Raw genomic sequence first — 24,306 nt, 5'->3', positions numbered from 1 at the left:
ACGCGGGAAGGGCAGGGCGCCGCGCGCGGCTCGCGGTAGAATGGCGCCATGTCGCACTACCGGGATCATCTCGATGCGGCTCGCGCGCGCATCGAAACCCTCGAAGCCAAGCTGAAGGAGCGGGATGCGGCGCTCGCCGCCCGGGACGCGGAGATCGCGGAGATCCGTGCGGAGGTCGAGCGGTTGCGTGACGGATCGGACGATGACGGGCCGCCCGACGGGCCGCTCGGCCGGGGCGGTGGGCAGCGGGCCCTGCTGGTGGCGCTCGCTGTGTGCAGCTTCGCCACCGCGACGGGCTACGCGATGGTGCGCCCCTCGCACTGCCTGCAGCGCGGCGGGGCGTACCCCGCCTCGGCCGAGGTGTTGCCGCGCTCGCACGACGGGTACGGCGCCTGGTCGGGCCGGGGCGACGGGGCGCGCGTCCGGGTGGGCAAGGCCGCGGGCGCGGCGCTCGAGCAGGGCCGTGTCCGCGCGAAGCGCTGCTGGCAGCCGGACGGGCCGAGCGGGGAGGGGAGCGTGACCGTGACCTTCGCTCCGAGCGGCGAGGCCCACGTCGAGCTGGAGGGGGCGCCCTTCGCCGGGACCGAGGCCGGCGCGTGCGTGATCGACGCCTTCCGGGCCGCCGCCGCGCGGGTGCCGGCCTTCGACGGGGAGTCCCTCGTCCTCACCACCCCGATCCGGCTCTAGCCAGATCCGGTGGAGCACGTCACGGCTCGGCCGGGGCGGCGGCGGTAGTGGGCGGGGGGGCCAGCTGCCAGCTCACGAAGCCCAGGGCGGCGATGACGAGATAGATGATGGCGAAGACCAGGAGGCCGAAGGTCACGCCGTGCTCGGCGGTGGCGCCGAGCGAGGGGAACACGAGGGAGAAGAAGAGCTCTCGGACGCCGACGCCGGCGATCGAGATCGGCAACAGGCCGAGCAGGTTCGCGATGGCGAGCAGGCAGGTGATGTCGAAGAGCGAGATCGAGAGCCCGAGCGCCCTCGCGATCAGGTAGCCCTGCAGGAAGTTGACGACGAACGTCGCCACGGTGACCGGGAGCGAGAAGAAGAGGCCCCGGCCGACGTGGGCCCGCAACGCGACGAGGAAGCGGCTCGTCGCGCTGGTCTCCGCGTCGGCCTCCTCGCCCGCCGCGGGCCCCTTCGCGAGCCTGCGGGACACGGCGAGCATCAGCCGTTCGGCCAGGCCAGGGATGAGCAGCACGAGCGGTCCGAGGATCGTGAGCGCCAGGCCGCCCCACGTCAGCCAGGCCAGCTGGCCGGCGATGACCGTGCTGTAGCGCGCGACGCCGACGGCGACGAACGCGACCAGCACGTAGAGATCGCACAGCCTGTCGATCACGACGGACGCCAGCCCCTCGGCGTAGGACACGCCGAGATCGTGGCGCAGGTAGCGGATCCGGAGGACATCGCCGACGCGCCCCGGCGTCAGCATGCCGACGTAGAGCGACGTCAGGAACGACGTCCAGGCGCGCCCGAGCGGGTAACGGATGCCCTGGGCGCGGAGCAGCGCGTCCCAGCGGACGACCTTGAGGTGGATGTTGAGGACGTTCAGCGCCGCCGCGAGCAGGAGCGGGCCGGGTGAGGCCGATGCGAACGCGGCGATCACCGCGTCGCGGTCCTCGATGCGCAGGATCACGACCGCGAGGAGGAGCGGACCTACCAGGCGGACGAGCGCGCGGACGACCGTGCGGCGCATGCTCAGCGCGGAGCTGCGAGGCAGAGGACCCAGGGGTAGGAGGTCGTCATCCGCAGGATGTCGAACCGCGGCTCGATGAGCCGGCGGAACGACGTCGGGTTCCAGTGGTTGATGTGATCGCTGTCGTTGCCGAGGCGGCGCACGTTGTTGCCTGCGAGCAGGTTGGAGAGCTTGAAGAACGGCTCGTGCGGCACGGAGAGGATGACGCGCCGGGGGGCGAGCCGCGCTATCTCGGCGAGCGCCCGATCGGGCGTGTCGAGGTGCTCGAGCACCTCGGCGCAGATCACGAGGTCGAACCCGGGCGAGAGATCGCGGAGATCGCCGAGATCATAGGCGCTCCCGACGCGCGCGGCGACGTTCGGGAAGAGCCGCTTCAGCCGCTCGATGTCGGCGGCGTCGAGGTCCAGGCCGGTGAACTGCTTCTCGGGGAATTTCTCGGAGAGGTAGCCGGAGAGGAACCCCTCCCCGACGCCGATCTCGAGCACGCGCTGGACCGGATTCGCTTCGATGAAGAGATCGTGTATCGCGGAAGCGAAGCGCTGGATGAGCTTGCGCTTCAGCGCACCAGCTCTCCGGTATTTCGCGGTCTCGAAGCGACTGAAGTAAGCGTCGGGGATCACTCGAACTCCTCGCGGACGGGCGGGTCGTCCGCCATGTGGCGCTGCTGCATCTGGAAGGTGAGGAACTCGCCGATGAAGCCCATCGAGAAGAACTGGATGCCGAGGAGGATCATCAGCACGCCGAGGAGGAGCAGCGGCCGGTCTCCGATCTTGTGACCGAGCAGCCAGAGGAACGTCAAATACACGTTGATGGTCACGCCGGTCGCAGCGAAGACCAGGCCGATGAGGCCGAAGAGGTGCATCGGCTTCTTCGAGTAGCGCGTCAGGAACATGACGCTGAGCAGGTCGAAGAAGCCGCGCAGGATGCGCTCCAGTCCGTAGCGCGAGGCGCCGTACTTGCGGGCGTGGTGGCGCACCGGGATCTCCGTGACGCGGAAGCCTTGCCAGGCGGCGAGCGCCGGGATGTACCGGAAGAGATCGCCGTAGATGGGGATGGTGCGCAGCACATCGCGACGGTAGGCCTTGAAGCCGCAGTTCATGTCATGGAGCTTCACGCCCGTGACCGCGCGGACGGTCCCGTTGAAGATCCGGGACAGGACGAGGCGATTGGCGGGGTCGAGGCGGTTGACCTTCCAGCCCACCACGACGTCGAGGCCCTCCTCGACCTTGGCGATGAAGCTCGGCAGATCGGCCGGGTCGTCCTGGAGATCGGCGTCCATCGTGACGACCACGGCGCCCCTCGCCTTGCGGAACCCGGCCGTGAGCGCCGTCGCCTTGCCGAAGTTCTTCCGCAGCCGGATCCCCTTCACGACCGGGTTCTCCGCGCGGATCCTGGAGATGACGCCCCAGCTGTCGTCCGTGCTGCCGTCGTCCACGAAGATGAGCTCGTAGGAGAAGCGCCCTTTCAAGGCCTGATCCACCCGCTGCGCGAGCTCCGTCAGGCTCTCCGCCTCGTTCAGCCCCGGGACGACCACCGAGACCTGCGGCGCCGCCGAGGCGGCCGGCGCGATGGAAGGCGCCATGAGGCTCGGGCGAGGATCGAAGGCGGAGAGCCCGAACGTGGCCCGGTCCTCCGGAGCCTCGTGAGGGGCAGGTGTGGGGGGCTGGTCCACAATCACGGCGGCGGAGGATAGCAGAACGTCACGAGAAGGCGCGGTTCCGTCCGAGGAACGCGCCGCAAGCGCGACGGCAACGAGGGCAGGACGTGCTGCCGGTCACCGGGAGGGGGGAGAGGGAAGGGTGGCGGAGAGCCGGCAGGGGCAGCATGGGGTTCCGCAAGTCCACAGAATCGTTGGTCCAAGAAGGCCGAAGTGCAGCACCGCCCGCTGCCGTGTGCTGGCAGGGGGAGGGGAAGCGCTGCCGGGCCGGTCCCGCTGGTCAGAGATCGTAGAGGCGCTTCATCCAGTCCACGAACGAACGTGCGAGGGGGGCCCGGGGATCGAGGGAATGGTTCCTCACCGCCTCGTGCAGACGGGCGCCGGGGGGCTCCTGCCATGCGAGCCACGTGTGGATCTCCGCCTTGTACGCGTGGACATCGAGCCAGGGTCTGAGCGGCGGATCGATCCCGGGGTTCGCGTTCGCGTGCTCGCGCATGAGCTCCTGAGCCCTCTGCATCGCCGAGCGGACATGCTCCCCCAGCGCGGTGGGCATCGAGGTCCGGAACTGCGCGAGGAAGCTCTCCATCGCGCCGAGGGACCGATTGTCCGGCATGATCCACACACCGAAGCGCCGCCCGCGGTCCGCGTCGAGGACGAGGCCGCCAGGAGGCAGATCGGCAGGGAGGCGGTCGCGCGTCTCGGCAGGCGCGTGGGCGCGCACCTGGGCCCAGCGGCTGCCGGTCAGATCGGCGTCGATCACAACCCCGACGATCCTCCGCCCGCTCTCCTTCCACCGGACGCCGAGCCGGCCGAGGACCTGATCGTCGCTGCCGCACCATTCGATCTCGACGAGGCGCTGCCCCTTTCTCGGTTCCCAGGGCGTCCCTGTGGCCTTCTCGAAGACCTCGGCCACGACCAGGAGATCGTCGATCCCCTCGACGAGGAGCAGCTTCGGACCCGGAGGCGAGGGGATCACCGCACCTCGGCGCCGATCTCGGCTGCGATCCGGATCTCGTCGTCGGTGAAGGCGATGGCGCGAGGGTTGCCCCGCTCGATGCGCTGGATGGTGACCTCGGGCCGCGGCGCCTCCCCGGCCTCGACGATCGCGGCGAGGCTCTGCGCGCAGTCGCGGCTGTGGGTGGCGGCGAAGACCTGCACATCGAGCCGCTTCGCCGCGTCGTGGACGAGGCGCCACATGTCCCCCATCACGCTGTAGTGCAGCCCGGTGTCGATCTCGTCGATGAGCAAGACGCCTCCAGCGGCGCGCACCACGCTCAGCGCGATGCCCAGCATGCGCCACATGCCGTCGCCCATGCTCCCGAGCGGGATCCGGTGCTTCGTGCCCGCGAGCTTCACGGCGATGCCGCCTCGCCCGTCGCGGGAACGGAGCGCGCTGCCCAGGGGCGCGATCCGCTCGATCCCGGGCTCGATCGAGCGGAGCGCACGAAGGAGGACCTCCTCGTTTTCGGTCAGGACGACCTCTTCCAGACGTGAGACCGTGGCCTGCGCGTCGAGCGCTCGCGTGGTGACGAGCTCGACCGGACGAGCTTCGTTCTCGGGGCTCCTGCGGTGCCGCTGCGGAAGCCAGCGGTCGAGAATAAGCCCGCCCGCCCGTGTCAGGGGGAAGGTCAGCACGTCACCGCGGTTCCACTGGAGCGCGATGGCGAAGGCGCCTGATGGCCCTGCCTGAGGCTCGGGCTCGGTCGGATCCACGGGCAGCGTGAGCTGCTGTGCGGGAAGGGCCTCGACGATTCGCACGTCGAGTGTGAGGAACTCGGGGTCGTTCCTGCCGGTCATGCGGAACGCGCTGCCCAGGTCGATCTCGTGCCCCTCGAAGAGGTGGGCAACCTCCATCGCCTGGACGTCCGGAATACCGCGCGGCGCCTGCACGTACTCGCCTCGCTGGTAGAGTACCGACCTGAGAGGCCCCGGGTCCCCGACCCGGAGCAGGATGTGCAGCGCTTCGAGGACGGTCGTCTTTCCGCAGTTGTTCGCGCCCACGAGGAGGTTGACGCGCCCCAGGCCGCTCATCGTGAAATCGCGGAGGCCGCGAAATTGTTGGACGGAGAGCTCGCGCAGCACAGCCGCCTCCAGGCGCCGGGGACGCTACCGGACGCCGGGAACAGGGGCAAGGACGCTGGGCGGTCCGCCGGCCGGCGCGACCCGGCCGACCGCTGCGGAGACCCGGCAGTGGGTCAGGGAAGGGCTGCGGAGACCCGGCAGCAGGTCAGGGAAGGGCTGCGGAGACCCGGCAGCGGGTCAGGGAAGGGCTGCGGAGACCCGGCAGCAGGTCAGGGAAGGGCTGCGAGACCCGGCAGTGGGTCAGGGAAGGGCTGCGGAGACCCGGCAGCGGGTCAGGGAAGGGTTGCGGAGGGGCGGCGAGGGAACGCTCGCCGGCCCCCTGCGCTCCTCCGCCGGCTCAGCCGGGCGTGCCCTCTTCTGCCTCGGGCTCCGCGGCGTCCTCCTCCTGCGCGGCGTCCTCCTCCTGCGCGGCGGCGGCCGGGGGGCGCTGCGGGCTGCGCTCCAGGAGCGCGAGGAACGGCGCGTGGAGCGCCTGGAGCATGTCGCGCTGCTTGCCGCTCGGCGTGTGCTCGATGAGCCAGCTGATGTCGTCGTGGATGGCGTTGAACGCCTGCGTGCAGCCGGCCACCGCCTCGCGGATGCGCTTCGAGCGCGCGACCGCGCGCTTCTGGCCGGAGGTGCGGCCGAGGCCTCTTGCGAGCGCCTCCGTCGCCTCCTCGACGCGCTTCAGGTACGCGCCGGCGCCGACCTTCTTCACGTCGGCGGCGAGCGGCGCCTTGCCCGCGACCGCGATCTGGTGCCAGCCATAGTCGACCTCGGCGTCGTACGCGTACAGGGTCTGCTCGGTGCCCGCCCCCGCGAGCAGGGCGCCGCGGAGCCGCACCGCCGCGTCGCGCTGCGCCGGATCCTTGCTCTCGGCCGCCGAGGCCAGGAACAGGTGCAGCGCCCGCTGGGCCGTGTCCCACTCCACGTCGAGCTCGCCGAGCACCGCGGCCGAGGCGACCCCGAGCGCCTCGTCGAGCGCCGCGATGCTCCAGCGCGCGCGCAGCTTCCAGACCACCGGCCTGGGCGCTTCGATGAGCAACGCCGCAGGGACGCGGTTCGGGACATCGTACTTGTCTACCGAGACGCCCTTCCACGCTCCCTGCTCGAGATCCCGCGCGAACGCGCTGAACGCCTTGTCCGTGACGAAGCTGTATCCATAGGCTGCCATCGTTCTCTTCTCCGATCCTCCCCCAGGAAACTGAGCATCTTAGCGGGAGCGACTCGCGCGTTCGCAACCGCTTTGCGCAAACGGTCCTGTCGGAACCGTGCTAGGCGCGGCCAGTGGCCGGAGGCCAGTGGGCCAGTGGCCATGGGCCAGCGGCCAGCGGCCAGCGGCCAGCGGCCAGCGGGCATGGGAGGGCCGCCGGGCCGTGGGCGCCCGGTGGTGGTCGGCGGTCGCGTCGTTTTCGAAGGGGGAGACGTCGATTGGGTGAGCACTCCGGCGGCGCCGTACCGACATGGGTAGGCGACGGCAGCGCCTCCAGAGGAGGGGCGCTCGCCCGAGAGGCACCCGCCCATGGACAACGCGATGCTCCCTCTCACGGAACCCACGAGACGCCCGGCCTTCATCACGGCGGCGCTGGCCGTCACGGCGGACCTGCCCACCGCCGCGCTGGCCGTCACCGAGGCGTTCCCGCCGCAGCAGCCGGCGAGTAGGGTGGACGCCGGGAAGGAGCGTGACAGCGCCGTGAGCGACGCCGAGGAACCGATCGAGCGGCAGGTGTTCCAGCCGGGTCAGGTCTTCCACCAGGTGGAGGTCGTGCGGTTCGTCGGCGCCGGGTACTCCGGCGAGGTGTACGAGGTCCGCCACCGGATCACCGGGGCGCGGTGCGCCCTCAAGATGATGCACCTGCGCGACCGGAAGGACGCCAGGAAGGCCGAGAGGAGCCTGGCCGAGGCCCACGGGACGTTCGGGATCCAGCACGCCAACGTGGTCGAGGTCTACGACATCGGCTGCGAGGCCGACGGCACGGCGTGGATGCTCATGGAGTTCCTCGACGGGCCGACGCTGGCCACCATCCTGGAGCGCCAGGGGCGGCTGTCGCCGCTCTACGCGCTGCACGTCGCGCTCGAGGCCGCGTGGGGGCTCGACGCGGCGCACGAGAACCAGATCATCCACCGCGACGTGAAGCCGGACAACATCGTCTTCACCGCGGACGGGATGGTGAAGGTCGTCGATTTCTCGATCGCGAAGGTCATCCCCTACGAGATGCGGACGACCCAGCGCAACGTGCGCCTCGGGACGGCCGCGTACATGGCGCCCGAGAACCTCGCAGGGAACGAGGCGGACGCGCGCTTCGACGTGTACTCGCTGGGGCTCGTGCTCTGGGAGATGATCGCCGGCCGCCACCCGTTCCGCGACGCGTTCGACGACCGGACGAAGCTCGTGAACTGGCAGTTCTTCGCGGATCCCGCGCCGCTGTCGGAGGTGGCGGGGCTGCCGGCGTACGTGGACGAGGTGATCCGGCGCGCGACGGCGAAGCAGCCGGCGGCGCGGTACCTGTCGATGGCCGAGATGGCGCAGGGCATGATCGCGCTGCGCAGGCGCCTCGAGCAGGACGAGGCGGAGGGCCGGATCTCGCTGGCGACGCCGCCCGGCGAGCCGCCGATCCCGGGCCGGCCGGGGCGGCGCGCGGTCTACCGGGCGCCGGTGACGGGGCCGACGCTCGAGGTGCCGCGGGGGGAGCCGTCGGCCAGGGTGGTGGTGGCGTCGCCGGCGCCGGCGGTGGGGCCCGGCGGGACGGCGCCGATGGATCTGGAGAGCGTCCGGGCGGCGGCGCTCGGGCCTGGACCGTGGCCGGCGGGCCGCGAGGGGGACGGGCGCGCGCCGGGCAGCCAAGGGAGGACGGCGCGGGGGACGGAGATCATGGAGGTGGCGGAGCGCCCGTCGCGCTCAGCGCCGCCGCCGGGGTCGTACCGGCCGCCCGCGGTGCGCACGACGAGCCCGATGCTCCGGCTGCTGGCGGCGGAGGGCGAGCACGGGGAGAGGGAGCGGGGAGAGGGAGCGCGCGCCGGGCGCGAGGTGCGCATGGCGCCGTGGATGCTGATCGCGCTGGTGCTCGCCTCCTCGGGGGCGAGCGCGCTGGCCGTGAGGTGGCTCGCGCCGCCGGGCGCGCCCGCGACCTCGGCGGAGGATGCCGGCGCGACGGCGGCTGCCAGTGCGACGGCGGCTGCTAGCGCCAGCGCCAGCTCCGCCAGCTCAACCTCGGTCGGGGCGGAGGGCGCAACGTCGGTCGGAGCGGAGGGCGCAACGTCGGTCGGGGTGGAGGGCGCAACGTCGGTCAGGTCGGCAACCCCGGTCAGGCCGGCGGAGGGCGCAACCTCGGAGGGCGCAACGTCGGTCGGAGCGGAGGGCGCAACCTCGGTCAGGCCGGCAACTCCGGCCAGACCGGCGGCGGCGGCGGGCGCAACCTCGGTCAGGTCGGCAACTCCGGTCGGGCCGGCAACGCCGATCAGGTCGGCAACCCCGGTCGGGTCGGCGCGCCGGCCAGCGGCGACGGCCAAGCCGGGGCGGCAGGGGGCCGCGATGCCCTTCGGAGACACACCAATTTTCTAGGGTTGTGCAGGGCAGAGCGCGGAAGCGTGCGAGCGCGGAGAGGAGGCCGGAATGTCACAGGACGATCGAAACGACGAGCAGCGGCTGCGCGCGGAGCGCGTGCTGGCGGAGACGATCGAGCGCAGCCTCGCGCCGTACCGCGGGCTCGTGCCCGAGGCGATGCTCGCGCAGCTGCGCGAGGCGATGGAGGACGAGCTCGTCAAGAACCCCACCTCCGTGGCGCTCTTGCGCCAGCTGATGGCGCGGCCGGTGCCGTCGTCGAGCGGGGAGGTGCCGTGCGAGGGTGCGCCGGCGGAGCGTGGCCACGACCGCAAGGGAGGCGTGGCGGGCGGCGGGAGGGAGGGCGCGTGACCGGCGAGGGCGAGGGCAAAGACGCCGAGGTGCTGCCGCTGCTCACGCCGAAGCAGCGGGCGATGGTCGAGCGCGCGTTGCCGATGGTCGAGGCCCAGGCCCGCTGGTACGCGCGCAGGTACGCGGGGCTGGTCGAGCGGGACGAGCTCGTCGCGGCGGGCTCGGCGGCCGTGGTGGACGCGGTGCGCCGGTACGACGAGGCGCATGGCGTCTCGTTCGAGGGGTACGCGCGGGCGCGGATGGACGGCAGCATGCTGGACCTGATCCGCGCGGAGACGCAGGCGCGGCGGCGCGACGTCGCGATGCGGCGCGCGATGGCGGCGCTGTCGGAGCACCACCAGGGCGAGTTCGACCTCTTGCGGGACGGCCCGGAGCAGATCCAGGGCCGGCTCCAGGAGTTCTGCGACGCGCTGGCGACGGTGGGGGTCGTGGCGGGGGTGGCGGCGATGCGGCGGCCGGTGTCTGACGAGGAGGCGGCCGAGCGCGTGGCGTACGTGGGCGCGATCCGTGCGCTGGGGGAGGCGTTCGCTGAGCTGCCCGAGGACGAGCAGCGGGCGCTCGGGGCGGTGTTCGTGGACGGCATGGACATGCACGAGGCGGAGGCGTTCCTCGGGGTGCCGTACATCACGGTGCGCCGGCGGCTGGAGCGGGGCCGGGAGCGGCTGCGCAAGGCGCTGTGGAAGCGGGGGGTGAAGGAGATGCCGCTGACGCGGGGCGAGCCGTGGGGCGCGCCGGTGCTGCGCGGGGTGCGGGGCGATGGGCCGGAGGGTGGAGGCGCAGGAGGCACGGAAGGCGCGGAGCGCGCGGGGAAGCGAGGACCCGGGTCGCGCGGGCGGTAGGCCGCGCGGGTGCAGGGAGCGAGGCGATGGTGAAGCAGCACGGCGAAGCGGCGGGCGTGCCCCGGGCGATCCAGAGCCAGGGCGAGGACGAGGCGAAGGCCTACGCGGTGGGCGAGGTCGCGCCGGCGCCGCTGCACCCGACGCTGGAGATGGAGCGGGTCCGCATCGAGGATCCGCGGCGCGTGCCGCCGCCGCGGGAGGGAGCGAGGAGGGGCGGCGGGCCGCGCAACCCGGAGCAGCGCGTGCCGCTTTCGGACGCGGGGGCGCCGAGCGTGTCGATGCCGGAGGGGCTGTCGGTGACGAAGCGGCAGCCGATCGTGATCGACAGCGAGATCCTCGCGGAGTGGCACGGGGGGCGAGGCGGAGGCGAGGAGAGAGGGAGCGAGGGGGCCGGGAGCGAGGCGGCGGAGGGAGACGAGGCGACGGGGAGCGCGGGAACGGGGCATCGGGCGCCGCGGCTCGCGGAGATCGCGGCGGCACGGCGCACGGAGCGGCGGGCGGGCCGGCAGCGCGCGGCGTGGGTGCTGGCGATGGGCGTCCTCTTGGCGATCGGGGTGACGGTGCTGCGATCCGTGTGGGGAGCGGGCGGCGGTGCGGGAGAGGAAGCGCGCGGCGCAGGCGAGGCCGCGGAGGGCGACGTGGCGCTGCCTGCCGAGACGGCGGGGGCGGCTGCCAAGAACGCAGGTGCCCCAGAGGCGAGCGCTGCGCGCGCAGCCGGTGCGCCGGCCGTGGAGACGGCGGGGGCGCCGGCTGCGGAGACGGCGGGGGCGCCGGCTGCGGAGGCTGCAGGCGCGCCGGCTGCGAGCACGTTTGGGCCGCGCGGGGCGGCAGGTGGGGCCGTGGTCCCATCGCAGGAGAGCGGCCCGAGCGGGCAGGCTGCGCCGAAGCCTGCGGCGCCGAGGCCGAGGGCGACCGCGCCCGCGGCGCCGAGGCCGAGGGCGACCGGCTCTGCGGCGCCAGTGCGCGGGGCGGAGAGCGCGCCGGCTCCGTCGCCGCCCAGCCCGGATGACAAGCAGATCTTCGATTGAGCCGCCGGAATGGATGAACGATGGGAGACGCCATGAGGAACCTGACGATGCGTTGGACGGCGGTCGCGTGCTGCGCGCTGTCCGCCTGTCTTGTCGCGCCGGCCGCTGCCCGCGCGCAGGGCAGCCCGCCGCCGACGGCCGCAGACGACGATGTGGCCGGCGACAACGCGCGCGCCGCGCAGCTCTACCGCGAGGGCAACCTCGCCTTCGACCAGAAGCGGTGGGCGGAGGCGGAGCTTCTGTACCTGAAGGCGTGGGCGCTGATGAGATCGTTCGACATCGCAGCGAACCTCGGGCACGCGCAGCTGAAGCTGAACAAGCCGCGGTCGGCCGCGACGTTCTTCGCGTTCGCGCTGAGGACGGCGCCGCCGTCGGTAAAGCCCGAGCAGATCGCGCGGATGCGGGATTTCCTCGAGCAGGCGAGGAAGCAGGTGGGGGCGGTGCGGCTTCAAGGAACGGACATGGCGGACGCGGAGGTGTTCGTGGACGGCGAGCGCGTGCCGGCGGAGGAGGTGAGGCACGAGATCTACGTGGAGCCCGGGGAGCATCGGATCGTGATCCGGCGGGCGGGGTACGAGGAGACGGCGATCCGGGTGGTGGCGGCGGCGGGGGTGCGGGAGACGGTGCCCGTGGCGATGAAGCCGCTGGAGGTGAAGGCGCCAGAGGCGAAGACGCCGGAGGCGAAGGCGCCGGTTGCGGGGGGCACGCCAGTCGCAGGGGGCGCGCCAGTGGTCGGGAAGGAGAAGGCGAAGGCGCCCGCGGCAGGGACGGGGGCGAGGGGGGAGGAGCCGCGGAGCTGGGTGCCGGTGATCGCGCTGGGGGCGGCGAGCGCGGTGGGGCTCGGGGTGGCAGTGGGGTTCACGGTGGCGTCGAACGGAGCTAGCGCGGACATGCGCACGCAGCGGGCATCGATCTATGCCGACGGCGGCGGCTGCTTGGAGACGTCGGACTCCTTCAACAGGCGTTGCCTCGAGCTCAACGAGACGGGAACTCGTGCTCAATCGTTCGGCAATGTCGCGATCGTGAGCTATGCGGCGTCTGGCGCGCTCGCCATCGGTGCGCTGGCTTGGGCGATCTGGCCTCGTGCGCGCGCGGCACCGTCCACTGGCGTCCGTCTGTTGCCAGAAATCCATGCGGGTGGTGGGCGTGTGACCCTGTCGGGGGCGTGGTGAGGAGAGTCATGGAGGGCGCTGTGCGGCGAACGCTCAACTTCTGGTTCGCGAGCATCGTGGTCGGAAGCGCGGTGACGACCTCGGCCTGTGACGCGATTTGGATCAACTACACGGGCGACTGCGAGCTGATGCTCACTTGCGAGCGTTACCGCGGTCGTGGACGCGATGACGTGCCGCCAGCTGGGTGCGTTCCGAGCGAGACCCCTGACGTGGTGGACGACGTGTGCGGCGTGTTCGTGTCAGCGTCCGGGGACGACGGGAACGTTGCGACGAAGGAAGCGCCGATGAAGACGCTGGGTGCGGCGCTTGCGCTTGCGGAGAAGAACGAGAAGCGGCGGGTGTACGCGTGCGCGGAGAGGTTCGACGAAGCAGTGGAGGTCACGCAGGGCGTGACGATCTACGGAGGGCTCGACTGCGCGAGCGGATGGATCTGGGCCGGGGCGCAGAGGAAGACGGTGCTGACGGCGGCCGCTGGGGAGATCCCGCTGGTGGTGCGCGGAGGCGGAGCTGAGGCGACCGTGCGCGTGGAAGATCTCCATGTGCTGGCGCGCGGGATCGCGCCGGACGATGCGACGCTCGCGGGAGCGTCGTCGATCGCGGCGGTGGCGGAAGAGGTGAGCGTGGAGCTCGCGCGGTGCGTGCTGGAGGCGGGGGACGCGGCGGCGGGCGCAGAGGGAGCCGCATACGAGACGAGCGCGATGGGGGGCGCGATGGGGAACGAAGGAACCGAAGCGTGCTCGGCACCTGCGTCGCTGGGTGGGTTGTCGGTGAAGAACGACTGCGGCACGCCGGAGGACGCAAGCGACGATTCTCGCGGAGGCTCAGGCGGAAACGGTGAAGCGGACGTCGGCGAGGCCGGGTCGAAAGGCACGCCAGGTGCGAAGCTGAACGGCGGCGCGGGAGAAGAGGAAGCGCCGACGGTGTGCACCGACGGGATCGCGGGAGACAACGGCGCCGAGGGCGGCCCTGGTGCGGGCGCCACCGGTCTCGGCGAGATCAGCGCCAGCGGTTTCTCCGGCGCTGCCGGCCGCGATGGCGAGAAGGGCGGCACGGCGCAAGGCGGCGGCGGAGGCGGCGGAGCGAAGGGCGGCGCGGGCGCAGACAAGTGCCCGAACGAAGCGTCGGCGGGCGGCGCGAGCGGCGGCTCAGGTGGCGCTGGCGGCTGCGGTGGTGCCGGTGGTCGAGGCGGCGGCGCGGGCGGGTCGAGCATCGCGCTGGTGAGCCTGAACGCGATGCTGAGCTTCGAGGACGTGACGCTGAAGACGGGGCGCGGCGGAGTGGGCGGCAAGGGTGGCGCTGGCCAGGAGGGCGGTGCAGGAGGCGCCGGAGGTCCCGGCGGAAAGAAGCTTGAGAGTGCGACCGGGCTGCACGACGCATGCGCCGGCGGGGCCGGTGGCAAGGGAGGCCTCGGTGGTCAAGGAGGCGGCGGTCGCGGCGGGCACGCCCTGGGGATCGCGTACAAGGGCACGGCGCCGCCAGTGCAAGGAGCGACGGTGGAGCTTGGCGAAGCGGGCACCGGCGGCCCTGGCGCGAAGGCGGAGAGCGAGGGCGCGGCGGGGGTGAAGGCCGAGGTGCAGGCGTTCTGATGTGACGCGGCTCGGTGCGGTGGCCGCGGCGAAGAGGACGCCGCCGCGCCGAGCGAGGCGACGAGGGTGAAGGACGGGACGGCGCGCCGTGGCAGGCGTGACGAACGGCGGACGTGTGCGCGGCGAGAGAACGAGCGCGGCGAGCGAGGAGCGAGCACGTGGATGGCGGACGTTGCACGGATGAGGAAGCGACCGTGAGGCGAGAGCTGCAAGCGGGGTGGCTGGCGATGTCGGTGCTGCTCGGGAGCACGGCAGCGACGGGGAACGCCCGAGGAGAGGAGCGAGCGAAGCCTCCGTCGGGTGAAGTCAACGCGCGCGACCTTGCGGTGCGTGACTTCGAAGAGGGCCGCCGGGCGCACGTGGAGGGACGGCTGGAGGAGGCGGAGCTCTCGTACCTGCGAGCGTGGTCGCGGCTGAAGTCGTTCGACATCGCGGTGAACCTCGGGCAGGTGCAGCTGCGGCTGAACAAGCCGGCGTCGGCGGCGAAGCACCTTGCGTACGGGGTGAGGACGGTGAGGCCGGAGATCGAGCCGGAGCGGCTGGGGCGAATGCTTGCGCTGCTCGACGAGGCGAAGGCGCAGGTGGGGGCGGTGCGGCTTCAGGGAACGGACGTGGCAGACGTGGAGGTGCTCGTGGACGGCGAGCGCGTGCCGGCGGAGGAGGTGAAGCACGAGATCTACGTGGAGCCCGGGGAGCATCGGATCGTGATCCGGCGGGCGGGGTACGAGGAGACGGCGATCCGGGTGGTGGCGGCGGCGGGGGTGCGAGAGACGGTGCCCGTGGCGATGAAGCCGCTGGAGGTGAAGGCGCCAGAGGCGAAGACGCCGGAGGCGAGCGAGGCGGGGCCGGCGAAGCTGCCGGAGGCACCCATGGTGGCGCCGCCGGCGGGCAGAGCGGAGGAGCGGGCCGGCGGGCCGAGAAGGGCGGTACTGATCGGCGGCGCGGTAACAGCGGGGGCGGCGGCGGTCGCGGGCGTGGTGTTCACGGTGCTGGCGGTGACGAAGGGCAGCGATGCCGAGGAGCTACGCGACTCCGTGGTCCGCAACCATGGGGATGCCGCGTGCTCGCGAACGAACGCACCAAGCGCAGCGTGCGCCGGCGTGAAAGGTGCATTCGACGTGCATCGACGGTGGACCAACGCAGCGTTCTGGAGCTTCGTGGGCGCCGGGGCGGCCGGTGCTGGGACGCTGATCTACGGGTTCTCGACGAAGCCATCGAGACCACACGGGCGCGTGCTGGTGACGCCACTGGTAGGGGCTGACAGCGTTGGGATTTCGGTGGCCGGTGTGCTCTGAGCGGACGCCGTGAAACGAGGAGACAGAATCATGCGTCGTCCTGCTCATCATGCATCGGTGCTCGTCGTGGGGCCGCTCATCGCGAGCATAGCCCTGGCGGGCTGCTTTCCCTTCCCTCTGTTCGACGATTGCGAGCATACGCTCACCCACTGCGCCCTTGGCGGCGCCGGAGGCGGTGGTGGCGACATAATCCCGGCGTGCAAGGCGAATCCAACGGAGGACGCGAGCACCGTGACAGAGGAGTGCGCGGTGTTCGCGAACGCGAGCGCGAAGCCTGGTGGTGACGGGACGAAGGCGAAGCCGTACGCGTCGCTGGGGGAGGCGATCGCCAACGCGAACGGTAAGCGGGTGCTGGCGTGCGCTAGCGAAGCGTTTCCGGAGAGCGTGACGATCGACGCGGGGGTCGAGGTGATCGGCGGCTTCGACTGCGCGGCGGATTGGACATGGAGCGCCGAGGCACGAAGCGCGATCGATGCGCCCGCGGATCGGATCGCTCTCACGCTGACAGAGGGGGCGAGCGGGGCGAAGGTGCGGAGCTTCGCGGTACGCGCGGCGAGCGCGATGGAGCCGGGCGGGTCGTCGATCGGCGTGGCGGTTGCGGACGTCGAGGCGGAGCTCGCGCACGTGGATGTGACGGCGGGCGATGGGATGGACGGTGCGAGGGGCGAGACGCCTGCGGAGGCGCCGCAGGCGGGCGCGAGCGCGGCGACGACGAGCGCGTCGAATGCGTGCGAGCTACCCGCGGACGTGCGAGGCGGTGAGGCTGGCGTGACGACGTGCGAGGACGGTGAGACACGCGGTGGCCGAGGAGGGCCCGGAGGATCCCCGGGGACGGAGGACGGCAACGGGCAGCGCGGGGAAGATGGCGCGCCCATGCCCGAGCCGAATCCGAACAACAAGGGGCTGGGCGGCATCGGTCAAACGGATGCCGCTGAGGAGTGCAGGCGTGGCGAGGACGGCAAGAACGGCGATCCCGGCGTCGCCGGCACGGCAGGCAGCGGCACGACGCTGACGCTGGCTGGCATCGCGGGCGGCGACGGCGGCACCGGCACACCGGGGAAGCGAGGTCAAGGGGGAGGTGGCGGCGGCGGAGCGAAGGCCGGCCTGTTCTGCACTGCAGGTGCGGACACCGTCGAGGGGCCAGGAGCGAGCGGAGGCGGCGGCGGAGCCGGCGGCTGCGGCGGTAAAGGCGGTGGGGGTGGAAAGGCCGGCGGCTCGAGCATCGGGATCCTCAGCCTGGGGACGAAGCTGGTGCTGACCGACGTGACTGTCGCGGTGGGCAAGGCGGGTAAGGGCGGAGACGGCGCTGGCGGAAGAGGCGGCGGACTTGGAGGCAGCGGCAGTGCCGGCGGTACACCGTCGTCTATTGGTGGATCCATCGGCTGCGATGGCGGTCGGGGCGGTCAAGGTGGAACGGGCGGCCCCGGCGCTGGCGGTCGAGGCGGCCACGCCGTAGGCATCGCCTATGCGGCGGCACCGGGCGCAGTGCCCGCGGTACAGTTCACCCCCGGCACGGCCGGTGACGGCGGCAAGGCCGCGCCCGGCGGTCCGCCCGAGAGCGCCGGGGCGCCGGGCAGTGCTAGGCTCTGCTGGGATTTCGCGGCTCAGTCGCCGTGTGAGGGCTCAACGCGATGAAGACCATGGAGGATATCCGCGCCCAGCTGCGGGCGGATCCGGCAGCCTCGCTCGAGCCGTGGATGGATCCGGTGTGGTGCGCGACGACGCCGGAGGCGGAGAAGAAGCGGCTCGCAGAGAAGCGTGCCCGACGGGTCATGGAGATCTACGGGGTCGAAGACGCCCGGATGGAGGCGCTGCTCGTGCAGCTGGCGAGCCAGGTAGAGAAGTGGGCCGCCGAGGAGCGAGCCGCCGAGCAGGAGGCGGACGACGACGCGTGGGTGAGCGTCGCATCGGACAAGGGCGAGATCGAGCAGCGCAGGTCGCGCCTGGCGCTGCTGGGCACGGTGCTCTTCGTGCTGGGGGTCTTGTGCGGCGTGGTGCTGGCATCGCTGCGGTTGCGCTGAGGTAGCGACGTAGCGAAGGCCGCGTACGGCGCGGCCTGATCACATCGAGGAGAACGCGCGTCGCTGGCTTCGGCGCGCCATGGCTCGGCTCGTCCTGAGGACGAGCGCGCGAGGAGGACGAAGGTGTATCCACAGCTCGCCATCGAGGCAGCAGCGCAGTCGGACGTGGGCCGGCGGCGTAGCCACAACGAGGACAGCTTCGCGGCCTTGCCGTGCGTGGGGCTCTTCATGGTCGCCGACGGGCTCGGCGGCAACGCGGCCGGAGAGGTGGCGTCCCGGATGGCCATCGAGGTGGTCAAGAGCTGCTTCGAAGAGGACGAGGATCTCGCGGACACCTGGCCCTACGGCACGAGGAGTCCGCGCGACCGCGACGAGGTGCGGCTGGTGCTGAGCGTGCGGAGGGCCAACCTGGCGATCTACGAGGCGAGCCAGCGGCAAGAGCAGACGCGCGGTATGGCGACGACGTTCGCGGGCGTGCTGCTCGGGGCGGGGATGGCGTACATCGCGCACGTGGGCGACACGCGGGTGTACCGGATGCGTGGCGGCAAGCTGGAACGGCTGACGCGAGACCACACACTGATCGAGGAACTGCTGAGCGAGGGCGACGGCGCACTCGCAGCGCTGGAGGCGCTGAACGGCCGTGCGGACGCGGTGACGCGGGCGCTGGGGTGCGACAAGAGCGTGGAGATCGAGTCGCGTGTGGAGGTGACGCAGCCAGGCGACGTGTTCCTCGTCTGCTCGGATGGGCTGTGGGGCCCGGTGCCGGAGGCGCGGATCGAGGGGGTGCTGGGGAGGCACCGGGACCTGAGCTTGGCGGCGAGCCTGCTGGTCGACATCGCCAACGAGCACGGCGGACCGGACAACGTGACATGCGTGCTGGCACGCCTAAGAGGCGGGTGACGTGCGCGGCGATGACGCGTTGCCGCCCCCCGTCACGGGCGCACCTGGATCCGCGCGCGGCGGGCGAACGAGGAGCGGGCACATGACGGCGGACGTTGCGTGGAAGAAGGAGCGACCGTGAGGCGAGGGCTGCAGGCGGGGTGGCTGGCGACTTTGTTGTTGCTTGCGAGCATGGCGGCGACGACGAGCGCCCGCGGAGACGAGGCGCGAACGGCGCCGGGGCCGAGCGCCGAGAGCGCACGCGACCGCGCGGTGCGCGACTTCGAGCAAGGCCGGAGGGCGCATCTGGAGGGCCGGCTGGAGGAAGCGGAGCTTTCGTACCTGCGGGCGTGGACCTGGATGAAGTCGTACGACATCGCAGTGAATCTCGGTCAGCTGCAGCTGCGGCTGAACAAACCCGCGTCGGCGGCAAGGCATCTGGCGTACGGCGTGCGCGCTGCGGGACCGGAGGTCGAGGAGGGGCGGCTTGCGCGGATGCTGGCGCTGCTTGAGGCGGCGAAGGCGCAGGTCGGGACGGTGCGCGTGCGGGTGTCGAACGCGCCGGACGCGGAGCTGTTCGTGGACGGCGAGCGCGTGCCGGTCGAGGTGACCGATGAGCTCTACGTGGAAGCTGGGCAGCACCTGCTGGTGATCCGGCGCGCGGGGTACGAGGACGCGGTGAGGCCGTTGGCGATGGTGCCGGGGGCGACAGAGGAGATCTCGGTCGAACTGAAACCAAAGGCGGCGACGGCGCGAGAGGCTGTGGGCGCGCCGGTGAACGGGGAGGCGACCACGAAGGCGCTCGCGGCGGGGGCGCGGGCCGAAGAGCCGCGGAGCTGGGCGCCGGTCATCGCGCTGGGGGCGGCGAGCGCGGTGGGGCTCGGCGTGGCGGCGGGGTTCACGCTGGCGTCGAGCTCAGCGAGCGCGGATGCTCGCGCGGAGCGCGAGGCCATCCTGAGGGTCGGTCCTGGATGCCTGGACGCACCGAGCGCGCTCGCCGATCGGTGCGCACAGCTCGCCCGCACCACGGCGCGCAGCGATCGGCTCGGTGACGTCGCCGGGGTGACGTACATCGCATCCGGCACCGTCGCGCTGGCGGCCTTGGCCGTCGCGCTGTGGCCACGCACGGGGTCTGCGCCGGGGAGCGCTGTTCGCGTGGTCCCCGATCTGCGCGCCAACACGGCCGGAGTGTTGCTCTCGGGGGCGTGGCAATGAGCTCGAACGAGGGGAAGATGGGGCACCATCCGATGTTCTGGGCTGTGGGTGCGGCGGGCGTCGCGCTCGTCGCTTTGGCGTGCGAAGCGCCGTGGGGACACCTGGGGGACGACTGCGAGGGCACGCTCACGTGCGTGCGCCATGACTGGCTGAGGTACGATGGACGTACGCCTCCCGCGTGCGTGCCGAGCGAGAACGCGAGCGCGGTGGACGACGCGTGCGGCGCGTTCGTGTCGGCGTCCGGGAGCGACGAGAATGCCGCGACGAAGGGGGCGCCGCTGAAGACGCTGCGGGCGGCGCTGGCGCTCGCGGAGGAGAACAGGACGCGGCGCGTGTACGCGTGCGCGGAGACGTTCGACGAAGCGGTGGAGGTGACGCAGGGCGTGACGATCTACGGCGGGCTGGACTGCGCGAACGGGTGGGCCTGGGCCGGGGAGCCGAGGAAGACGGTGCTGACGGCGGGGGCTGGAGAGATCCCGCTGGTGGTGCGCGGGGGCGGAGGTGAGGCGAGCGTGCGGCTGGAGGACGTGCACGTGCAGGCGCGCGGGATCGAGCCGGGTGACGTGGAGCTCGCGGGAGCGTCGTCGATCGCGGCGGTGGCGGAAGAGGTGCGCATGGAGCTGGCGCGATGCGTGCTGGAGGCGGGGGACGCGGCGCCGGGAGCGGACGGAGCCGCGTACGAGACGCGTGCCATGAAAGGCGAGGACGGGAAGCCCGGTGGCGATGCGTGCTCGGCCGACCGCGTAGCGCCTGGCTACCTCAAGACGAACGACTGCGGCACGAGCGACGACACGAGCGACGACACGAACGGGGGCATTGGCGGCATGGGCGATCCCAATAGGGGCGGCGTCGGCTCGCCGGGGCAGCCGAGCTATTCAGAGAACGGCGGTAGCGGCGAGCTCCCCGCGGCGTGCACGGACGGCACCCGAGGCTTGAGCACGACGGACGGCGAGCCTGGCGCGGGCGCGACGGGGCGCGGCGAGATCGGCGCCCGCGGTTACACCGGCACCGCCGGCAGCGACGGGGCGAGGGGGTATACCGCACAGGGCGGCGGTGGTGGTGGCGGAGCGAAGGGGGGCGCGGGTGCAGACAAGTGCCCGTCGGCGGAGTCGGCCGGCGGCGCGAGCGGCGGCTCCGGTGGAGCGGGCGGCTGCGGCGGAGCCGGCGGCCGAGGTGGCGGACCCGGCGGGTCGAGCATCGCGCTGATCAGCCTGAACGCGCAGCTGAGCTTCGAGCAGGTGATGCTGAAGACCGGGCGCGGCGGAGCCGGGGGCAAAGGCGGCGCCGGGCAGGAAGGCGGCGAAGGAGGCGCCGGAGGTCCCGGCGGCGAGGCGCCCGCAGGCGCCCCGCGGCTGCACGACGGATGCGCGGGCGGCCCCGGCGGCACGGGAGGGACGGGCGGCCCCGGCGGTGGAGGCAGGGGCGGGCACGCGATCGGGATCGCGTACAAGGGCAGGGCGCCCTCGACGCAAGGCGCGACGATCGAGGTGAGCGAAGCGGGGCCCGGCGGCACGGGGGCGAACGCGGAGGGCGAGGGAGCTGCGGGCGTGAAGGCCGAGGTGCAGGCGTTCTGACGTGAGCGCGTGAGCGCTGCTCCTGCTGCGGCGGAGCCAGGCCGCAGCGGCGGAGCGGCGTGGGACGGAGGCTACGCGACGTAGCGAAGGCCGCGCGCGGCGCGGCCTGAGGACATCGAGGGAACCGCGCGCCGCGGTCGACGGCGCGCCATGGCTCGGCTCGTCCTGACGACGAGCGCGCGAGGAGGACGAAGGTGGTTCCACAGCTCGCCATCGAGGCAGCAGCGCATTCGGACGTGGGCCGGCGGCGCAGTCACAACGAGGACAGCTTCGCGGTGCTGCCGTGCCTGGGGCTGTTCATGGTGGCCGACGGGCTGGGCGGGCATGCGGCCGGCGAGGTCGCGTCCCGCATGGCGATCGAGGTGGTCAAGAGCTGCTTCGAGGAAGAGGGAGATCTGGAGGATACCTGGCCCTACGGCACCGCGACGCCGCACGACCGGGACGAGGTGCGGCTGGTGCTGAGCGTGCGGCGCGCCAACCGGGCGCTCTACGAGGCGAGCCAGAAGCAAGAGGAGGTGCGCGGCATGGCGACGACCTTCGCGGGCGTGCTGCTGGCGCCGGGCATGGCGTACATCGCGCACGTCGGCGACACGCGCGTCTACCGGATGCGCGGCGGCAAGCTGGAGCGGCTGACGCGGGATCACACGCTGCTGGAAGAGCTGCTCGGGGACGGCGACGGAGCGCGGGAGGCGGTCGAGGCGCTGAGCAACCGGGCGAGGACGATCACCCGCGCGCTGGGCGCCGACGAGAACGTGGAGATCGAGTCGCGCGTGGAGGCAACCGCGCCGGGCGACGTCTTTCTCGTGTGCTCGGACGGGCTGTGGGGGCCGGTGCCCGAGCGGCGCATCGCCGGGATCCTCGAGGCCCACCGCGACCTGAGCTTTGCGGCGGAGCTGCTCATCGACCTCGCCAACGAGCACGGCGGGCCGGACAACGTGACGTGCGTGCTGGCGCGGCTGGGAGGCGGCGCGAGACGGCGCGCTGAGGCAGGCGCGACGAACGGCGGACTCGAGGGGATGCCTTAGGTCGGGCAGCACGAGGCCGGGCTCCGCTGTGCATCGGACAGGAGTGTTCACGGTTCAGGAGTCAGGAGGGAACATGGAAGACATGCTGGGTGCAATGTGGCTCGTCTCGCCGCTCGGGCTCGCGATGATCGCGTGCGTCGCGATCGGCTTCGCGGTCACCGCGCGCGAAGCGCTGGGACGAGAGCGCGGGCTTCGTGAGGCGCGCGAGCACGCGCACGATGAAGAGGAGGCAGCCCTCACCGGTGCGAAGGAGCAGGCAGCGGGGGAGCGGGACCGTTACCGGCGCCTGCTGGAGTGTCACGTCGATGCGGCGCTCGCCGAGCTGAGAGACACTCGAGGGCGCCCCGTCCCCTGGCCGGGAAGGGTCCTCGAGTCGTTCTGTGCGACGACACCTTCGTGGAGGAGAAAGCTGGGCGAGAGCACGGGGTTGGAACCGAGGGAGGTGGAGCGGCTGCTGAGGAGCGACCTGCCCATGACGCCCGGCCTCGCGCGGCAGCTGGAGGCCTTCACCGGCACGCCGGCGCGGTACTGGGAGCGCCTCTGGCGGCTGCACGACGACCGCCGGGCGGACGCGGAGGATACCGTGGCGATCCGGGTCGGGGCGCCCGTCACCGAGCGTGAGAGCTCGGCGCCGCCGCCGGTATCTCCCCGCGCGCTCGACACGCCTCCGCCCGCGGTGCCGTCTCCCGAGCTCGCGGCCAGGAGCCCGCGGGCGAAGCTCCCGCCGCCTCCCCTGCCGCAGCTCCGGCCACCGCGCCCTGCCCGCGCCGCCACGGGGGAAGAGCTCGCCCGTCGCGCTGCCCCCCTGACGAGCTTCCCGCTACAGCCCGACGGAGGGGGGACGAGCCCTGCCAGTGCGTCCGATTGGGAGGAAGCAGAGCGCTCTCCCCTGAACACGACACTTCCGGGAGTAGGGCGCCATGGGTGAGAAAGTCTCTCCCTCCGGGATCCCTGGCCGGACTCCTGGCGGGTGGACCACGAGGAGAAGCCGATCGCGGCGGACCGGACAACGTGACGTGCGTGCTGGCACGCCTGGGAGGCGGGTAGTGGCCAAATTTGAACATCAAGGCGGGAAGGCGGGAAGAAAAGATCAATGAACTTCCCGCCTTCATGTGGACTCTCTCCGGGCAACGTCGACCACGAGCTTCCAGGCGGGGCCGTCGCTCGCGTGCGGCGGGCGAGGCGGTGTGGCCGCACGCGCGGCGGTGTCATCGCGTTTCGCGGCCGAGACGAAGGCGGGATCGAGAGGAGGACCACGGCGAGGCGGTCTTCGGACCTTTCGATGACAACCGGGGTGTCGGGGATGGACGCGCCCGCCCCGTACCGCGCGGAGCGCGGGACATGGGGCGGGCGGACCGCCCGCAGGCCCGCAGGGCCGAGGACGGGCCGGGGTGGGGCATCTATCCTTCTGCTGCTCTTTCTTGTCGCTGTCGGATTGAAGCCAGTCGGTGACACGACCCGGGCGATCCAGAGCGAGGGCGAGGACGAGGCGAAGGCCTACGCGGTGGGCGAGGTCGCGCCGGCGCCGCTGCACCCGACGGTGGAGATGGAGCGGGTCCAGATCGAGGATCCGCGGCGCGTGCCGCCGCCGCGGGAGGGGGCGAGGCGGGGCGGGGGCACGGGACAGGAGGCACGCGGCGCAGGCGGGGCCGCGGAGGGCGAGGAGAAGGCTGGCGCGCCGGGTGCAGCGATGGCCAGCGCTCCGGCAGCGAGCGCGTCGGAGGGGCCGATCTCAGCGCCGGGTGGATCTGCGGCCTCGGTGCCGACGACGCCGCCCGTGGAAGGGTCGTCGGGAGCAGCGACCAGCTCCCAGCAGGACAGGTCGGGCAGGCCGGCGGCGCGGGCGGCGTTGGCGTCGGCGGCACCAAGGCAGCATGCGCCGGCGGCCAAGAACCCCGGCCAGGACGGCCTCGCCGCCGACACCCAGGAGCTGCCGTGAGCCGCCATCAGCCTGGCCGCACGGCTTCCCTCCCCGCCCCCTGCCATGGCTTCGCTGCACTGTTTAACGCATGGCGTCATCGGGGTCGCGGAGGAAAAAATGCAACCGGCGGACGATTGTGCAGCGAACCAGGGCCGCTCGCCGGAACTAGAAGGGTAGAGGAGACCGGAAACGGCTCGGCAGGGCGACCGGCGGACCACCACCGCAGCGCGGCGGTGGCCCATAACGCCGGAGGGTTGGCCGAGGGACAGCTGGATCGTCTTCAACCCCCGCGCTTGGCGCGCCGTCCAGGAACAGCGACTCCCTCCTCGCCTTTTTCTCATGAGCGCGGCGCCTGTGAAGGGCGAAATCGACCAGCGCAGGTCGCGCCTGGCGCTCGTCGGCACGGCGCTCTTCGTGCTGGGGG

22 protein-coding genes are annotated in these 24,306 nt (G+C 72.3%); 16 read left to right on the top strand and 6 right to left on the bottom strand.

Translation table 11 applies throughout. The annotated features are described in order from the left end of the window. Positions 1-48 precede the first annotated feature (48 nt). Positions 49-687, top strand: coding sequence for a hypothetical protein (locus WMF44_RS39380; RefSeq protein WP_437295189.1), 639 nt, complete (start codon positions 49-51; stop codon positions 685-687). Between the two features lie 19 nt (positions 688-706). On the opposite strand, the gene WMF44_RS39375 is transcribed toward WMF44_RS39380, so the two are convergent. The 6 genes from WMF44_RS39375 to WMF44_RS39350 form a co-directional block, all read right to left on the bottom strand. Next, positions 707-1,696, bottom strand: coding sequence for a lysylphosphatidylglycerol synthase transmembrane domain-containing protein (locus WMF44_RS39375; RefSeq protein WP_437295188.1), 990 nt, complete (start codon positions 1,694-1,696; stop codon positions 707-709). Positions 1,697-1,698: 2 nt separating this feature from the next. Then, positions 1,699-2,316: a class I SAM-dependent methyltransferase gene (locus tag WMF44_RS39370; RefSeq protein ID WP_437295187.1), complete on the bottom strand. Its 618-nt coding sequence runs from the start codon at positions 2,314-2,316 to the stop codon at positions 1,699-1,701. Continuing rightward, complete coding sequence (locus WMF44_RS39365; protein ID WP_437295186.1) at positions 2,313-3,374, bottom strand: glycosyltransferase family 2 protein; 1,062 nt, start codon at positions 3,372-3,374, stop codon at positions 2,313-2,315. Before WMF44_RS39365 ends, WMF44_RS39370 begins: the two co-directional genes overlap by 4 nt. 259 nt (positions 3,375-3,633) lie before the next feature. Next, entirely contained in the window at positions 3,634-4,329 is a 696-nt protein-coding gene (locus WMF44_RS39360; protein ID WP_437295185.1) for a DUF3226 domain-containing protein, read from the bottom strand. Then, positions 4,326-5,435 carry an AAA family ATPase gene (locus tag WMF44_RS39355; protein WP_437295184.1) on the bottom strand — a complete coding sequence of 370 codons (1,110 nt, stop codon included), beginning with the start codon at positions 5,433-5,435 and terminating at the stop codon, positions 4,326-4,328. Before WMF44_RS39355 ends, WMF44_RS39360 begins: the two co-directional genes overlap by 4 nt. Positions 5,436-5,772: 337 nt before the next feature. Then, positions 5,773-6,588: a hypothetical protein gene (locus WMF44_RS39350; protein WP_437295183.1), complete on the bottom strand. Its 816-nt coding sequence runs from the start codon at positions 6,586-6,588 to the stop codon at positions 5,773-5,775. Positions 6,589-6,948: 360 nt separating this feature from the next. Here WMF44_RS39350 and WMF44_RS39345 point away from each other — a divergent pair, with 360 nt between their 5' ends. The 15 genes from WMF44_RS39345 to WMF44_RS39275 all read left to right on the top strand — a co-directional run bounded on the left by WMF44_RS39345 (position 6,949) and on the right by WMF44_RS39275 (position 23,900). Continuing rightward, positions 6,949-8,976: a protein kinase domain-containing protein gene (locus WMF44_RS39345; RefSeq protein ID WP_437295182.1), complete on the top strand. Its 2,028-nt coding sequence runs from the start codon at positions 6,949-6,951 to the stop codon at positions 8,974-8,976. Between the two features lie 51 nt (positions 8,977-9,027). Further along, a complete protein-coding gene (locus tag WMF44_RS39340; RefSeq protein ID WP_437295181.1) occupies positions 9,028-9,327 on the top strand; it encodes a hypothetical protein in 300 nt (99 codons plus the stop codon). Then, a complete protein-coding gene (locus WMF44_RS39335; RefSeq protein ID WP_437295180.1) occupies positions 9,324-10,166 on the top strand; it encodes a sigma-70 family RNA polymerase sigma factor in 843 nt (280 codons plus the stop codon). The genes WMF44_RS39340 and WMF44_RS39335 overlap by 4 nt, the downstream gene beginning before the upstream one ends. Positions 10,167-10,192: 26 nt before the next feature. Next, on the top strand, positions 10,193-11,194 hold the full coding sequence (locus WMF44_RS39330; protein WP_437295179.1) for a hypothetical protein: 1,002 nt from the start codon (positions 10,193-10,195) through the stop codon (positions 11,192-11,194). Positions 11,195-11,226: 32 nt separating this feature from the next. Then, positions 11,227-12,366, top strand: a complete 1,140-nt coding sequence (locus WMF44_RS39325) for a tetratricopeptide repeat protein (protein WP_437295178.1) — start codon at positions 11,227-11,229, stop codon at positions 12,364-12,366. A gap of 20 nt (positions 12,367-12,386) precedes the next feature. Next, positions 12,387-13,952: a PGRS family protein gene (locus WMF44_RS39320; RefSeq protein WP_437295177.1), complete on the top strand. Its 1,566-nt coding sequence runs from the start codon at positions 12,387-12,389 to the stop codon at positions 13,950-13,952. A 194-nt stretch (positions 13,953-14,146) separates the two neighbouring features. Beyond that, on the top strand, positions 14,147-15,247 hold the full coding sequence (locus WMF44_RS39315; RefSeq protein ID WP_437295176.1) for a hypothetical protein: 1,101 nt from the start codon (positions 14,147-14,149) through the stop codon (positions 15,245-15,247). Between the two features lie 30 nt (positions 15,248-15,277). Continuing rightward, complete coding sequence (locus WMF44_RS39310) at positions 15,278-16,882, top strand: hypothetical protein (RefSeq protein ID WP_437295175.1); 1,605 nt, start codon at positions 15,278-15,280, stop codon at positions 16,880-16,882. After that, a complete protein-coding gene (locus WMF44_RS39305) occupies positions 16,879-17,268 on the top strand; it encodes a hypothetical protein (protein WP_437295174.1) in 390 nt (129 codons plus the stop codon). Before WMF44_RS39310 ends, WMF44_RS39305 begins: the two co-directional genes overlap by 4 nt. Positions 17,269-17,391: 123 nt before the next feature. Beyond that, positions 17,392-18,168 carry a PP2C family protein-serine/threonine phosphatase gene (locus WMF44_RS39300; RefSeq protein WP_437295173.1) on the top strand — a complete coding sequence of 259 codons (777 nt, stop codon included), beginning with the start codon at positions 17,392-17,394 and terminating at the stop codon, positions 18,166-18,168. A gap of 117 nt (positions 18,169-18,285) precedes the next feature. Next, entirely contained in the window at positions 18,286-19,362 is a 1,077-nt protein-coding gene (locus WMF44_RS39295; RefSeq protein ID WP_437295172.1) for a hypothetical protein, read from the top strand. Further along, positions 19,359-20,936 carry a PGRS family protein gene (locus WMF44_RS39290; RefSeq protein ID WP_437295171.1) on the top strand — a complete coding sequence of 526 codons (1,578 nt, stop codon included), beginning with the start codon at positions 19,359-19,361 and terminating at the stop codon, positions 20,934-20,936. The genes WMF44_RS39295 and WMF44_RS39290 overlap by 4 nt, the downstream gene beginning before the upstream one ends. 194 nt (positions 20,937-21,130) lie before the next feature. Then, on the top strand, positions 21,131-21,961 hold the full coding sequence (locus WMF44_RS39285; protein ID WP_437295170.1) for a PP2C family protein-serine/threonine phosphatase: 831 nt from the start codon (positions 21,131-21,133) through the stop codon (positions 21,959-21,961). A gap of 73 nt (positions 21,962-22,034) precedes the next feature. Further along, positions 22,035-22,889, top strand: coding sequence for a helix-turn-helix transcriptional regulator (locus WMF44_RS39280; RefSeq protein ID WP_437295169.1), 855 nt, complete (start codon positions 22,035-22,037; stop codon positions 22,887-22,889). A gap of 507 nt (positions 22,890-23,396) precedes the next feature. Next, positions 23,397-23,900, top strand: a complete 504-nt coding sequence (locus tag WMF44_RS39275; protein WP_437295168.1) for a hypothetical protein — start codon at positions 23,397-23,399, stop codon at positions 23,898-23,900. Positions 23,901-24,306: the final 406 nt, after the last annotated feature.

The sequence above is a fragment of the Sorangium sp. So ce426 genome (genome assembly GCF_051475585.1).
GTDB lineage: Bacteria > Myxococcota_A > Polyangia > Polyangiales > Polyangiaceae > Sorangium > Sorangium cellulosum_B.
The sequence above is the reverse complement of the archived record's forward strand: the minus strand, read 5'-3'. Positions and strand labels throughout refer to the sequence as shown.